Source organism: Pseudarthrobacter chlorophenolicus (assembly GCF_000962805.1).
Classification (GTDB): domain Bacteria; phylum Actinomycetota; class Actinomycetes; order Actinomycetales; family Micrococcaceae; genus Arthrobacter; species Arthrobacter chlorophenolicus_A.
Map to the genome: position 1 here is coordinate 144,126 of NZ_JZTW01000006.1, position 14,112 is coordinate 158,237.

The 14,112-nt window shown below is 68.4% G+C and carries 10 protein-coding genes; 8 read left to right on the forward strand and 2 right to left on the reverse strand.

All coding sequences use genetic code 11. The features are described from left to right. Window positions 1-57 precede the first annotated feature (57 nt). The 8 genes from glnT to UC32_RS08425 all read left to right on the forward strand — a co-directional run bounded on the left by glnT (window position 58) and on the right by UC32_RS08425 (window position 9,129). The gene (gene glnT / locus UC32_RS08390; protein WP_045730769.1) at window positions 58-1,464 is read left to right on the forward strand and encodes a type III glutamate--ammonia ligase; all 1,407 of its coding nucleotides are present in this window, start codon (window positions 58-60) and stop codon (window positions 1,462-1,464) included. Window positions 1,465-1,490: 26 nt separating this feature from the next. Continuing rightward, entirely contained in the window at window positions 1,491-2,399 is a 909-nt protein-coding gene (locus UC32_RS08395) for a class II glutamine amidotransferase domain-containing protein (RefSeq protein WP_045730770.1), read from the forward strand. Continuing rightward, window positions 2,387-3,127, forward strand: a complete 741-nt coding sequence (locus UC32_RS08400; protein ID WP_045730771.1) for a GltB/FmdC/FwdC-like GXGXG domain-containing protein — start codon at window positions 2,387-2,389, stop codon at window positions 3,125-3,127. Before UC32_RS08395 ends, UC32_RS08400 begins: the two co-directional genes overlap by 13 nt. 9 nt (window positions 3,128-3,136) lie before the next feature. Next, entirely contained in the window at window positions 3,137-4,504 is a 1,368-nt protein-coding gene (locus tag UC32_RS08405) for an FMN-binding glutamate synthase family protein (protein WP_045730772.1), read from the forward strand. After that, the gene (locus UC32_RS08410; RefSeq protein ID WP_045730773.1) at window positions 4,504-5,670 is read left to right on the forward strand and encodes an FAD-dependent oxidoreductase; all 1,167 of its coding nucleotides are present in this window, start codon (window positions 4,504-4,506) and stop codon (window positions 5,668-5,670) included. Before UC32_RS08405 ends, UC32_RS08410 begins: the two co-directional genes overlap by 1 nt. Before the next feature lie 11 nt (window positions 5,671-5,681). Beyond that, on the forward strand, window positions 5,682-6,968 hold the full coding sequence (locus UC32_RS08415; protein WP_045730774.1) for an allantoate amidohydrolase: 1,287 nt from the start codon (window positions 5,682-5,684) through the stop codon (window positions 6,966-6,968). Between the two features lie 49 nt (window positions 6,969-7,017). Continuing rightward, window positions 7,018-7,641, forward strand: a complete 624-nt coding sequence (locus UC32_RS08420) for a helix-turn-helix domain-containing protein (protein WP_045730775.1) — start codon at window positions 7,018-7,020, stop codon at window positions 7,639-7,641. Window positions 7,642-7,899: 258 nt separating this feature from the next. Then, on the forward strand, window positions 7,900-9,129 hold the full coding sequence (locus UC32_RS08425; protein ID WP_045730776.1) for an ammonium transporter: 1,230 nt from the start codon (window positions 7,900-7,902) through the stop codon (window positions 9,127-9,129). Window positions 9,130-9,328: 199 nt separating this feature from the next. On the opposite strand, the gene UC32_RS08430 is transcribed toward UC32_RS08425, so the two are convergent. Next, a complete protein-coding gene (locus UC32_RS08430) occupies window positions 9,329-10,372 on the reverse strand; it encodes a glycoside hydrolase family protein (RefSeq protein ID WP_052690547.1) in 1,044 nt (347 codons plus the stop codon). Between the two features lie 248 nt (window positions 10,373-10,620). Further along, a complete protein-coding gene (locus UC32_RS08435; RefSeq protein WP_045730777.1) occupies window positions 10,621-14,103 on the reverse strand; it encodes a DEAD/DEAH box helicase in 3,483 nt (1,160 codons plus the stop codon). Between the last annotated feature and the right edge of the window lie 9 nt (window positions 14,104-14,112).

Here is a 14,112-nt window from a genome sequence, read left to right on the forward strand (position 1 = left end):
ACTCTGATGCAACAAGGTTTACTAGTAGCTAACACCAACCCGGACAGGAATGTTTCGATGACAAGTGTCGCAACCCCTGCTGTAACCCCCGCGATGGAGCCGGCCCCCGTGACTGCCGCTCCCGCCCAGGAACCCACCATCTCCCTCGCCGACATTGCCCGCGCCCACAACGTCCGGTTCCTCCTCGCCACGTTCGTGGATATGACCGGCAAGCCCTGCGCCAAGCTGGTCCCGGTGGAAGCCGCCGACGAACTCGAAAAAGGCGCCATGGGATTCGCCGGTTACGCCGCGGGCCTCATTGGCCAGAAGCCCCAGGACGCTGACCTCATCGCCGTCCCCGATCTCGCCTCCTTCACCCCGGTCCCCTTCATCAAGGAGGGCCTGGCCATCATCCACTGCGACCCGCACGTCAACGGCACGCCCTGGCCCTACGCCCCGCGGGTCATCCTCAAGAACGCCCTGGCGCGGCTGGAGGAGAAAGGTATGCAGGCCAAGGTCGGCGCGGAGGTGGAGTACTTCCTGGTCAACAAGAACGACGACGGGACGCTGAGCACCGCCGACGCCCGCGACGATTCGCCCCGCCCCTGCTACGACGCCCGTGGCGTCACCCGCATGTACGAGCACCTGACCTCCATCTCCGAGGCGATGAACAGCCTCGGCTGGGGCAACTACGCCAATGACCACGAGGACGCCGCCGGCCAGTTCGAGCAGAACTTCAACTACGCGGACGCGCTCACCACGGCGGACCGGGTGGTCTCGCTCCGCTACATCCTGAACATCCTGGCTGAGCAGCGCGGCATGACTGCCACGTTCATGCCCAAGCCGTTCACGGACCGCACCGGCACCGGCCTGCACTTCCACCTCTCGCTCTGGTCCGGCGGGGAGGCCATGTTCCCGCAAGCGGAAGATACAGCGCACGACGGCGGACGCGGACTGGGGCTCTCCGGCCTCGCCTACTCCTTCATCGGCGGAATCCTGGACCACGCGCCGGCGCTGCAGGCCTTCCTTGCCCCCACGGTCAACTCCTACAAGCGCAGCGGTGCCACCACCAGCTCCTCGGGCGCCACCTGGTCGCCGCGGAAGGCATCGTATGGCGGGAACGACCGCACCCACATGATCCGGGTGCCGGACAACAACAGGATAGAACTGCGCTCCGGCGACGGTTCCGCCAACCCGTACCTGGCTATCGCCACCGCCGTGGCGGCCGGCCTGGACGGGGTGGAGAAATCGATCGACCCGGGCACGCCGTCAGGCCCGGGGGAGTCCCGGCCGGACGCCCACTTCCTGCCGGCCACCCTGCTGCACGCCGTCGAAGCGCTCCGCCGGGACCCGGTCATCCTGGCCAGCCTCAGCGGTGACCCGGCAATCGGCGCCTACTACGCCGACGCCAAGGAAGACGAGTTCCTCAGCTGGCACAACCAGGTCAGCGACTGGGAAATCCGGACCTACCTCACCTCGATCTAATCCCTACCCAGTAAAGGAATCCCACCATGTGCGGAATCGCCGCGCTGCAGCTGCGCAATCCCTCGCTGCACCCCCGGATGGGCAGCCTGCTGTCCTCCATGCTCTGCCAGATCGTGGACCGCGGCCCCGACTCCGCCGGCCTGGCCGTCTACAACACCCCCGGCCTGGTCTCCCCGGGCATCTCAACCCTGAGCCTGCTCGGCAGGGACCAGGGGATCACGACGGCGGCACTCACCGCAGGCGTCGCGGCGCTCCTGCCGTCCGACGCAGTACCCGCCGTGCAGGTGGTGGGCGACACCACCCTGGTGAGCGCCGCCGTCGGGACCGATCTCCTGGTGAAGGCCGTCACCGAAACGCTGCCCGCCGCCACCGTGATTGGTCGCGGCGAACATGTCGCGGTGATGAAGAGCGTGGGCCACCCCATGGAGATCGCCGCCGAACACGGGCTGGAAGCCATGGCGGGCAGCCAGGGCCTGTCCCACACCCGGATGGCCACCGAATCGGCGGTCACTGCCGGCGGCTCGCACCCCTTCTCCGTGGCCGACGACCTCTGCCTGGTGCACAACGGATCCTTCTCCAACCACGCCACCGTCCGCCGCGAGCTCAAGCGGGAAGGCGTGGTATTCGACTCCGAGAACGACACCGAGGTGGGCGCACGCTACGTTGCCTCCCGGCTGAAGCAGGGCGACACCCTGGAAGAAGCCCTGGTAAACCTCGGCAAGGTCCTGGACGGCTTCTACACCCTGGTGGTCACCACCGCTGACAGCATGGCAGTGGTCCGGGACCCCATCGCCTGCAAGCCAGCCATCATCGCCGAAACGGACGACTACGTGGCCATGGCCTCCGAATACCGCGCCCTGGCAGCCCTGCCCGGCATCAGCACCGCCCGCATCTTCGAACCGGAACCCGGAAAGGTCTACACATGGTCACTCTGACAGCCCCCGAAACGCTCGGTGCCGTAACAGCGCCCGACGACGATGCTGCCGCCCCCACGGTGGTGGACCTCGCCGACGCCCCGGTCCGCGGCCTCAACCAGGACCTGCACCACGCCGTCGATGGCCAGTCCTGGACCGTGGCCAACCCCGGCGGCAAGCACAGCCTCGCCGTCGGCATCAACGCCGACGTCACCGTGACCATCGACGGCCATGCCGGCTACTACGCCGCCGGGATGCACCAGAAGGGCACCGTGAAGGTCAACGGCAATGCCGGCGTCGGGCTGGCCGAGAACATCATGTCCGGCACGGTCCACGTCACAGGAGACGCTTCCCAGTCCGCCGCCGCCACCGGGCACGGCGGCCTGGTGGTTATCGACGGGAACGCCGGAGCCCGCTGCGGGATCTCCATGAAGGGCGTGGACATCGTGGTGGGCGGCAACATCGGCCACATGTCCGCGTTCATGGCGCAGGCCGGCCGGCTGGTGGTCTGCGGCGACGCCGGTGACGCCCTGGGTGACTCCATCTACGAGGCCCGCATCTACGTCAAGGGCACCGTGGCCTCCCTCGGCGCGGACTGCATTGAAAAGCCGCTGCGCGACGAGCACCTGGCCGAGCTCGCGGAACTCCTGGCCGCCGCGGGCCGCACCGACAACCCGGCCGACTTCAGTCGCTACGGCTCCGCCCGGAACCTTTACCACTTCCACGTCGACAACTCGACTGCCTACTAGGAGGCCCCCATGACCATCACCTCCATCCCGGTACCCACCGCAGCGCCCACCCAGGACATCGCTGAGCTGGGCCTCCGCGAGTCCGCCACGTTTGACCGCGCCACCATCGCCGATATCCAGCGCGCCGCCGCCACTGGCGTCTATGACATCCGCGGCTGGGGCGCCAAGCGCAAGGTCCCGCACTTCGACGACCTGCTCTTCCTCGGCGCCTCCATGTCCCGCTACCCGCTGGAGGGCTACCGCGAAAAGTGCGATACCGACGTCGTCCTCGGCGACCGGCATGCCTCCCGGCCGCTGCACCTGCAGACCCCGGTGACCATCGCCGGCATGAGCTTCGGCGCCCTCTCCGCCAACGCCAAGGAAGCGCTGGGCCGCGGCGCCAGCGAAGTGGGCACCTCCACCACCACGGGCGACGGCGGCATGACGCCTGAGGAGCGCGGCCAGTCCAAGCACCTGGTGTACCAGTACCTGCCGTCCCGCTACGGCATGAACCCGGACGACCTCCGCAAGGCCGACGCCATCGAGATCGTCCTGGGCCAGGGCGCCAAGCCCGGCGGCGGAGGCATGCTGCTGGGCCAGAAAATCACCGAACGCGTGGCCGGGATGCGCACCCTCCCGGTGGGCATCGACCAGCGCTCCGCCAGCCGCCACCCGGACTGGACCGGCCCGGACGACCTGGAAATCAAGATCGGCGAACTCCGCGAAATCACCGATTGGAAGACCCCCATCTACGTCAAGATCGGCGCCTCCCGGCCGTACTACGACACCGCGTTGGCTGTGAAGTCCGGCGCCGATGTGGTGGTGTTGGACGGCATGCAGGGTGGCACCGCGGCAACGCAGCAGGTGTTCATCGAGAACGTCGGCATCCCCACCCTCGCGGCCATCCCGCAGGCGGTCCAGGCGCTGCAGGAGCTGGGGATGCACCGCAAGGTCCAGCTGATCGTCTCCGGCGGCATCCGCACAGGAGCCGACGTGGCCAAGGCGATGGCCCTGGGTGCGGATGCCGTGGCCATCGGCACCGCCGCGCTGATCGCACTGGGCGACAACGACCCCCGCTACGCCGCCGAATACGCGGACCTGGGCTCCGCCGCCGGGTTCTACGACGACTTCCAGGATGGCCGGGACCCGGCAGGCATCACCACCCAGGACCCGGAGCTTGCTTCGCGACTGGATCCCGTGGCGGCCGGCAAGCGGCTGGCCAACTACCTCCGCGTCCTCACCATGGAAGCCCAGACCATTGCGCGGGCCTGCGGAAAATCGCACCTGCACAACCTGGAACCCGAGGACCTGGTGGCGCTGACCATCGAGGCCTCCGCCATGGCCCGCGTGCCGCTGGCCGGTACCAGCTGGATCCCGGGCGTCCAGGGCAGCTTCTGATGGGTGACGCGCTGCCGGACTCGTCCGACTACGTGGTGGTGGGCGCCGGCCTGGCCGGCGCCGCCACCGCCTGGCAGCTCGCGGCCCGCGGGCACCAGGTCACCCTGCTGGAACGCGACGTCCCGGCCGCACACGACGCCAGCTCCCACGGCTCCGCCAGGATCTTCCGCTACGCCTACCCGGACCCCTTCTACACGCAGGCCGTGCTGGACTCGAAGGCCCTCTGGGACAGCCTGGCCGCCGAGGCCGGAACTGAGCTGATCACGCCCTTTGGTGCAGTGGACTATGGTCCCACCCGGCAGCCAGCACTCCTGGCCGGCGTGCTGGCCGGGGCCGGGATCGAGCACGAGCTGCTTTCCGCCGCCGAAGCCCGCAACCGCTGGCCACAGATCGCCTTCGACACCGAGGTCCTCTGGCACCCCGGGGCAGGGGTCATCGACGCCGAAACCTCCGTCAACGCCATGGTGGCGCTGGCCGTCCGCAACGGCGCCCGGGTGCTGACCGGCTGGACCCTTGACCGCGTGGAACGCCTGGGCAGTGGTACCGGCGCTGGCTACCGGCTGCACTCCGCCGCAGGGGAAACGCTCGACGCCGGCAGCGTCGTCATCAGCGCCGGCGGCTGGCTTCCGCGGCTGCTGGAGTCCCTGCCGCTGCCGGCCGGGTTCCTCGCCGGCCTGCCGGAATTCACGGTCAGGCAGGAGCAGGCCTTCCACTTCCGCTACCGCGACGGCTCCGGCGCCACCTGGCCCACCTTCATCCACAAGGCCGCGGACATCCAGGCCTACGGGCTGCCCGGCGGCCGCGATGCCTGCTTCGCGGGCCAGAAGGTGGCCGAATACAACGGCGGGCCCAGCATCAAGTCCGCCGCCGACCAGACCGGCCAGGTGGACCCGGCCAACCGCGCCCGAGTGGTGGACTACGTCAACCTGTACCTGCCCGGCCTGGACCCCGAGCCCTACGCCGAAACCACCTGCCTGTTCACCAACACCCCCACCGAGGACTTCCTCATCGACCGGGCGGACAACCTCACCGTCGTCTCGCCCTGCTCCGGGCACGGCGCGAAGTTCGCCCCGCTGATCGGACAGTGGGCAGCGGACCTGGCCACCGGCGCAGCGCCCGTCCCCGACCGGTTTCGGAGCGCTACCCTGCCGGCACTCACCACGTAGAACGGATCCCTGTGAGCCTTCCCCAGACAGTACCCGCGCCGCCTGGCGTACCCGCAGAAACCACCGGCGCACCCACCGTGGCCGGCCTCCTGAAGGAAATCTCCGGCGTCGGGCGTGACAGGACACGCGGCGGCTACTCCCGCCCGGTGTTCTCCACCGCCGAAACGGACCTGCGAAGCTGGTTCATCGAGCAGGCCACCCGGCGCGGGCTGGACGTCCGCACCGACGCCAACGGCATCATCTGGGCCTGGTGGGACACGGCGACGGGCGGGCGGAAAGACGCCGTGGCCTCCGGCAGCCACCTCGATTCCGTCCCCGGCGGCGGCGAATACGACGGCCCGCTGGGCGTCGCCTCGGCACTGGTGGCCGTCGACCTCCTCAAAGCACGCAACTTCCGCCCGCGCCGCCCCTTGGCCATCGCGGTGTTTCCCGAGGAAGAGGGCTCGCGGTTCGGCATCGCCTGCCTGGGCTCGCGGCTTCTCACCGGCGAACTCGATCCCAACAAGGCCCGCAACCTCCGAGACCCGGACGGCAACACCTACGCCGACGTCGCAGCAGCCAACGGACAGGACCCGCGGTTCATCGGCGCCGACTACAAGGCGCTGCAGCAGCTGGGCCTGTTCGTTGAGCTGCACGTGGAGCAGGGGAGGGGCCTGATCGATCTGGACCAGCCGGTGGCGGTTGGCTCATCCATCCTGGGCCACGGCCGCTGGAAACTGGCCATCTCCGGCGAGGGAAACCACGCAGGCACCACACTGATGAAGGACCGCAGGGACCCCATGATCGCGGCCGCCAAGGTCATGGTGTCCATCCGCGATACCGCCCGCAAGTACCGGGACGCCCGTGCCACGGTGGGCCGGCTTCAGCCCGTTCCCGGCGGCACCAACGTCATCGCGTCCCGGGTGGACCTCTGGATCGACGTCAGGCATCCGGAGGATTCGGTCACCGCCGCGCTGGTGGAGGCCATCGGGTTGAACGCCCAGGTCCTCGCCGCCGGGGAAGGCTGTTCCGCAGCCCTCACCATGGAGTCGCTGAGCCCCACGGTGCATTTCGACGGCGGACTCCGGGACCGGCTGCAGCAGCTCCTTCCTGCCGCTCCCGTGCTGGCCACCGGCGCAGGGCACGACGCCGGGGTGCTGGCGGCGCACCTGCCCACGGCCATGCTGTTTGTCCGTAACCCCACCGGCGTTTCGCATTCGCCTGACGAACTGGTGGAGGACAGGGACGCCGAAGCCGGCGCCCTCGCCCTGGCGGACTCCCTGGCCGGGCTCCTGGGCGAGGCCCGCACCATTGGCTAGCGCCGGCGCCGTACACCCGAGCCCGCGCGGCCCGCCTAAGATGGCAACCATGACCGAACAGGCCGGGGACCGCGCAGAAGACCAGCAGGCCGGGGCCGCCGCAGACCAGGCCACGGGCAAGCTCGAGCAGGTCATCGCCGCGCAGGTCCGGCACTACCGCACAGCTGCCGGTCTCTCCTCGGCAGAACTCGCGGCCCGCACCGGGCTGTCCAAGGCGATGATTTCGCGGGTGGAAACCGCCACCACGTCCTGTTCCCTGACCACCCTGCAGCGGCTCGCCGACGGCCTGAAAGTCCCCGTCACGGCGTTGTTCCGCGGTGCCGACACGGACCGCGATGCCACGTTCACCAAGAGCGGCCAGGGCAGCCTGACGGTCCGCAGCGGAACCCAGCACGGCCACGAATACCGCGTACTGGGAACGCTCAAGGGCCGCACCGACGCGCTGGAACCAACGCTGGTGACCCTCACGGACGCGAGCGACGTGTTTCCGCTGTTCCAGCATCCGGGCACCGAGTTCATCTACATGCTCTCCGGCCGGATGGTTTACGGCCACGGATCCTACGAATACGCCATGGAAGCCGGCGATTCCCTGCTGCTGGACGGTGAAGGACCCCACGGTCCGCTGGAGCTGCTGGACCTCCCCATCAGCTTCCTGGCGATCTCCGCAAAGTAGCATCGCGGCAGCGTCAAAAACCCCGCAATACCAGGCAATTCTGCCTGGTCCTGTTACGCCTGAAACTCGCGCGTGGATGACTGAAACCAGCATTTAACACGCCCGAAACCCAGCCCGAAAAGCCCGCCATACAGTTGGATCACGACGGCAAACTGCCGCCCTCCGCTGAAGATGGCACAGACCCCGCGTCCCTTCCGCCGGAGCGGTTCTGACGGCAAAATTTCCGTTCTCTTCGTCGCATCACGAAAGGGGTTTCCCATGGATTCGGGAAATGTCGCTTGGATATTGGCCAGCTCGGCACTGGTCTGCATGATGATTCCCGCCCTCGCACTCTTTTACGGGGGCATGGTGGGGTCGCGCCGCATTCTCAACATGATGATGATGTGCTTTGGCGGCGCCAGCCTGGTGGCCGTCCTCTGGGCACTCTTCGGATACTCAATGGCCTTCGGGAACTCCGTGGGCGGGCTGGGGCTGATCGGTGACGTCACCGAGTTCCCCGGCATGGGACAGCTGATGGCCGAGGATAAGGAGGCGTCCATCCCGGTCATCCTGTTCGCCGCGTTCCAGCTGTTCTTCGCCTGCGTCACCACTGCGCTGGTTGCCGGTGCCGCCGCGGGCCGCATGAAGTTCGGCGCCTGGATGGTGTTCGCCGGCATTTGGGCCACCATTGTCTACTTCCCCATTGCGCACTGGGTGTTTGCGTTCAACTCCGCGGACGGCAGCACGGTGGGCGGCTGGATCGCCAACGGCATCAAGGCGATCGACTTCGCCGGCGGCACGGCGGTTCACATGAACGCCGGCGCCGCCGCCCTGGCCCTCGCCCTGGTCCTCGGCAAGAGTTCCGGCTGGCCCAAGGTAGAGCACGCCAAGCCGCACAGCCGGCCGCTGGTCCTGGTGGGCGCTGGCCTGCTGTGGGTGGGCTGGTTCGGCTTCAATGCAGGCTCCGCCCTCTCCGCAGGACACTCGGCGTCGGTGGTCTTCCTGAACACGGCCGTGGCCGCATCTGCCGGCCTGCTGGCCTGGGCCCTGGTGGAGCGGTTCCGCCACGGCGCCGCCACCAGCATGGGCGCGGCGTCCGGCCTGATCTCGGCGCTGGTGGCCATCACCCCCGCCTGTGGCTCCGAACTGAAGTTCCGGCTGGGCTTCGATGACTCCCTCGACGTCGTCGGCGTCCACCTGGTGGGCGGCATCCTGGGTACCCTGCTGATCGGCCTGTTCGCCACCGACGCCGCTCCCAACGGGGTCAGCGGCCTCTTCTACGGCGGCGGATTCGAACTGCTCGGAGTCCAGTCGCTGGCCACGGTAACGGTGCTTGCCTACTCCTTCGGCATCACCTGGATCCTGGCGAAGATCCTGGACAAGACCATGGGCGGGCTCCGCATCAAGCCGGAGGACGAACTGCGCGGCATCGACCTCGCGGCCCACTCCGAGCTGGCGTACCTGACGGACGAGGACCCCGTGGACCTCGGCTCCCCGCAGCGGGTCTAGCCGGGAGGGTCCGGCGCAGCCGGATCCGCAACAGCTGCCGGGCGCCCGCCTGCTGGGGGCGGCGCCCGGTTCATACGCGTCACGCCGTGGCGCGGATTCCAGTGCACGAAGCAGGGCCAAACCCTGGACCGGTGCCGGCAGTCGCCGGCTTATAGTTCCAGGGTTTGGCCCTTCGTTGTGCCCGGCGCAATGCGGAGGTTTAGTGCTCGGTGCACACCAGGATGCCGTCACGGACCTCCAGCACCGCTGCGCGGACGTGGCTCAGGCGGGTGCGCGGGTCCGGCGCCATAGTGTCGATGTCCTCACCGCCCCAGTGCGGGTGCGTGAAGTACACCAGCAGTGCCCGCTCTGCGCCGCCGTCGCCCGTGTCCCCGCCGTCAAGCGGCACCACATCCGCGTGGCGTCCGACGACGGGCCTTCCGTCCACCGATTCCGGCGCCGTGAGGATCAGCCCGCCCAGGTGTTCCTGCCGGATCCAGCTGCCGGCAGCATTGTCTGAGCGGTAGACGGCCTGGCCGCGCCATTCGTCCACGATCATCCAGTAGCTGCCGCCCAGCCGGAAGACCTTCGGTCCCTCGTGCGGGCGCCCGGGAATCGCCACGCCTTCGAGGACCCACGACGCCGGGTCCTCAGGGGTGTCGCTGACCGCGCTGAGGGTGTTCGAACCGCGGGTCTCGTCCTTGTACCAGAGCCGGTAGCGGCCATCCCCGCACCGTGCCACGGCAGCGTCGATGACCCTGGGGGAGTCGAGGTCGATGGGGCCGAGGTAATCCCAGTGCTCCAGGTCCCGGCTGGCGAACTGGACGATTCCGGCTTTCCCAGTCCAGTCCGTGCGCCGCCCGCCGAGCACGGAAAGGTACATGATCCACTGGTCCCCGATGCGGACGACGTCGGGCGCCCAGAGGGTTGCCGGCAGTTCCGTTCCGGGCGGGATGAGTCCCCCGGCGGTGCCCTGGTAGCGCCAGGATGCACCGCCGTCGGACGATCTCGCAACGCCGATGCCGGTGCCGTGAACCCACTCGACGCCGGTCAGGCCCGGGGCGGTGGCGCGGCGCTGGGTGTAGAAGAGCACCCACTCGTTCTTCAGGTGGTCGGCCACCAGGATGGGATCGGTGGGGCCGTCCCACACGGGATCGCGGTAGGGGACCGTGAAGGCGTCCGGGCTCAGGTGCGGCAGGGCAGGGGAGGTTGCCGGGGCCGGGGCTTCAGGGTCAAGTTGCTCGGCCTGCTGTGGCTGGGACACATCTTCTCCAACGTTGTAGTTTACGGGTTGGGTACCAGCATAGACGTCGATCTTGGGCGCGTGAATGCGCTGATCCGCCGGCGCCACCCTAACTCGCCGGCCTGACCCTGATCCTCCGGCGCTGCGCACATTTGCTGACGCACCGCAGATCCGGGTTGCGACACCGGATTTGCGCGTCGAAAATGCGTTTGCGGGTCGAAACCGGAGCGGCCGCGGTGACCGCGGGGGGCCTACTCCTTATGCCGGCCCTACTCCTTGAACAGCCCTGCCAGATCCTCTGCAGTAATCGCGCCGCCGGACAGGGCATCGCCCTCCATGACATCGGCGAACAGCTGCGACTTCCGGGTCTTCAGGGCCATGACCTTTTCCTCAATGGTGTCTTTGGCGACCAACCGGTACACCATCACGTTCCGGGCCTGGCCGATCCTGTGGGTGCGGTCCACGGCCTGCGCCTCGGAGGCAGGGTTCCACCAGGGGTCGAGCAGGAAGACGTAATCGGCTTCCGTCAGGTTCAGGCCAAACCCGCCGGCCTTCAGCGAAATCAGGAACACCGGGGCGCTGCCGTTCTTGAACTCGCTGACCACGTCGGCGCGGTTCCGGGTGCCGCCATCGAGGTAGCAGTACTCGATCTCCTCCTCGTCCAGCCGCTCCCGGACCTTGCCCAGGAACCCGGTGAACTGGCTGAAGATCAGCGCCCGGTGCCCTTCGGCCACGAGGTCCTCGAGCTGCTCGAACAGCACGTCCAGCTTGGAGGACCGCACCGCGGACAGCGCAGGGTCCACCAGGGAGACGTCCAGGCTCAGCTGCCGCAGCAGCGTCAGCGACTGGAAGATGGTGAACCTGTTCTTGTTCACGTCCTCGATCAGCCCCAGGATCTTCTGCCGCTCGCGCTGCAGGTGCGTCTGGTACACCTTCTGGTGCCGCGGGTTCAGCACCACTTCCAGGATCTGTTCCTGCTTGGGCGGCAGGTCCTTGATCACTTGGTCCTTGGTGCGGCGCATCATCAGCGGCCGGACCCGGCGGCGGAGCTTCTCCAGCTGGCCCTTGTCGCCGTTCTTTTCCACCGGCTTCTGGTAGTACTCCGCAAAGCGCTTGGGGCTGGAGAACAGGCCCGGCGCCACGATGGAGGTCAGCGCCCAGAACTCCATAAGGTTGTTCTCCAGCGGGGTGCCCGTAATGGCCAGTTTGAAGGTTGCCGGGATCTTCCGGGCGCACTGGTACGCCTTGGACTGGTGGTTCTTCACGAACTGGGCTTCGTCCAGCACCAGTCCGGACCACTCGCGGGAGGCATACGATTCGTAGTCGATCCGGAACAGCGCGTAGGAGGTGATCACGACGTCGGCCCCGCCCAAGGAATCGGCCACGTCCAGTCCGCTCTTGGCAAACGTTTCGCCCACGGTGCGGACGGTGAGGCCCGGGGCGAAGCGCGCCGCTTCCAGGGCCCAGTTGCCCACCACGCTGGTGGGCGCCACCACCAGGAAGGGCGCGACGGCGGCGGGCCGGGTGCCCGGGGCGGCGGCAGCACCGTCGTCGGGCGCTTCCAGCGACGAAGCGGCCTCGACGGCGAGTTCCTTCGCCGCGCACATCAGGGCGAGCGCCTGCACTGTCTTGCCAAGGCCCATGTCGTCCGCGAGGACCCCGCCCAGGCTGTGTTTGTAGAGGAAACTGAGCCAGTTGAACCCTTCGAGCTGGTACGGGCGCAGCTCGGCATTCAGGGAAGCGGGCAGCGGCAGCCCGTCCATGCCGCCTTCCAGGAGGCCGCCCACCGCGGAGCGCCAGGTGGCCGCCTGCTGGTCCACGATCCCCAGCTGCGCCAGTTCGTCCCAGAGGCCGGCCTGGAACCGGCTGATCTGCAGCGGTGCGTCCTTGTTGTCCTGCAGCGAACGGGCCTCTTCGATGAGGGCGCGCAGCTGGTGCAGTTCCGGCAGGTCCAGGGAGAAGTACGCGCCGCTGGGCAGGAGCATCTTGGTCTGGCCGGAAGCAAGGGCGGAGAACACGGCGGCGAAGGACACCGGCTGGCCCTCCAGCGAAATCTGGATGCCCAGGTCGAACCAGTCCCGTTGCTCGGTGGCCTTGGTGGAGATGGACACCACCGGCGCTTCCTCGGCCTCGCGGTAGTCCGCAATGTCCCCGGCGGTCTCCACGTCCACGTCCCGTGCTTCGCGCAGCCGCGGCAGCACCTCCTCGGTGAAGGCGAGGGTGTCCAGTCCCTTCAGCTCGGCGGAGGCCGCCAGCCGGGGCGTGCCCCAGCCGCCAGTGGAGGACTCGCCGAGGGCGGCCACAACCTCCCACGGCTGCCCGATGCCTTCCAGGATGCGGGACTCTGCGGTGTCGTCACGGTAGCCCTGGTCGCCCGGGTGGCGCCACAGGGGCTGGGCCGTCACGTGGTTGCCGCTCTTGTAATGCCATTCCCAATGCAGCCGGACTCGGTGGTCGTTGCCGTAGTTCGCCAGCAGCGACAACGTTGGAATGGCCAGCGTGGGCAGCTCCACCGACTCGTCCCGGGCCGTGACCCGCGCGGTCTGCTTCAGCTTGGGGTAGAAGCCGGTGAGGAACCTGGATTCATCCCTGGCCGGGATATGCAGGGTGCTGCCCGCGGTGACGAATGCCAGCAGCTCCTCGCTCAGGCCGCTTTCCAGGGGTGCCAGGGTAAGGACACCGTCCGGATCGGGCACGCCCGGCAGCGACGCCTCCCCGGTGGTGAAGAAGAGCCCGTGCGCGGGCCGGCCGATCGTCCCCGCGGCCGCCGGATCAATCTCCTCCCCCTCCACGGTGATGGTGGGGGACAACTCCAGGCCGCCGTCGGAACCGCCGCTTTCCGGGGTGGCAGGTACCGGCTGTTCCGTCCCCTCGAGCGGGGTGCCGTACCGGCTCAGGGAAAGCGCGACGGCGGCCGGCGCCTCCGCGAGCCGCACCGGCTCCGAGCCGCGCGCGTTGACCAGGGCGAGCCCGATCTTCCGGGCGTCCGCCAGCAGGCTCCACAGGTTCTTCCCCGAGTAGGAGTTCAGACCCAGCCACAGCCCGGAGGCGTTGTGCATCCGGCTGGCCGCCGCAGAGTGGGATGCCAGGAATTCCTGCAGCCACTCCACGTGTTCCTGGTTCGATTCCCGCCGGAAGTTCAGGTAGCTCAGCGTGTTCCAGGAGACGTCGCCCCGGATCCACTTGCCTTTGGCGCCCATGATCACGGGCCGGGCCTTAAGCTGCCGGACGCTGCGCACCGGATCCCGCCGGCCGGTGTAGGAGAAGTGCGGTGCGGGTTCTTCGATCTCGAACTGCAGCGCCAGCGGCACCCCGCTGCCGGCAGGAGCCGATCCCGGTTTGGCGATCAGCGGGTTGAGGGCCTGCTCCCAGTCGGACAGGACGGCGCCTGCGGGCTGGTGGGACACCTGCGTGGACGTTGACTGTGCCAGCAGCTGGACCCGTGTGGCCGGGTTGTCTTCGGCTGCGAACAGCAGGGCCGCAACATGCTTGCAGTCCTTGCGCACCGGGCAGCTGCACACACCCACAGTGCAGCTCCATCCGCCGCCCTTGCGGACCAGCTTGGCCGTGGTGGAATACGGTGTGTCCGCGCTTCCCCTGACCTTGCCCAGCATCAGCCCGGTAACGGCGTCGAACGATATCCCGGTGACCCGGCTGCCCATGGCATAGGCAAGCCCGGCCGCAAGCGAGCGGTCGTTGATGGCGGGAGTCTGTATTGCCAGTGCCGCACTCTCGTCCGGTTGGGATGGCATGGTGCGCGC

Excerpts from the sequence above, each read along its gene's own strand:
- glnT (WP_045730769.1), top strand. The coding sequence starts at position 58 with ATGACAAGTGTCGCAACCCCTGCTGTAACCCCCGCGATGGAGCCGGCC.
- UC32_RS08395 (WP_045730770.1), top strand. The coding sequence starts at position 1,491 with ATGTGCGGAATCGCCGCGCTGCAGCTGCGCAATCCCTCGCTGCACCCC.
- UC32_RS08400 (WP_045730771.1), top strand. The coding sequence starts at position 2,387 with ATGGTCACTCTGACAGCCCCCGAAACGCTCGGTGCCGTAACAGCGCCC.
- UC32_RS08405 (WP_045730772.1), top strand. The coding sequence starts at position 3,137 with ATGACCATCACCTCCATCCCGGTACCCACCGCAGCGCCCACCCAGGAC.
- UC32_RS08410 (WP_045730773.1), top strand. The coding sequence starts at position 4,504 with ATGGGTGACGCGCTGCCGGACTCGTCCGACTACGTGGTGGTGGGCGCC.
- UC32_RS08420 (WP_045730775.1), top strand. The coding sequence starts at position 7,018 with ATGACCGAACAGGCCGGGGACCGCGCAGAAGACCAGCAGGCCGGGGCC.
- UC32_RS08425 (WP_045730776.1), top strand. The coding sequence starts at position 7,900 with ATGGATTCGGGAAATGTCGCTTGGATATTGGCCAGCTCGGCACTGGTC.
- UC32_RS08435 (WP_045730777.1), bottom strand. The coding sequence starts at position 14,103 with ATGCCATCCCAACCGGACGAGAGTGCGGCACTGGCAATACAGACTCCC.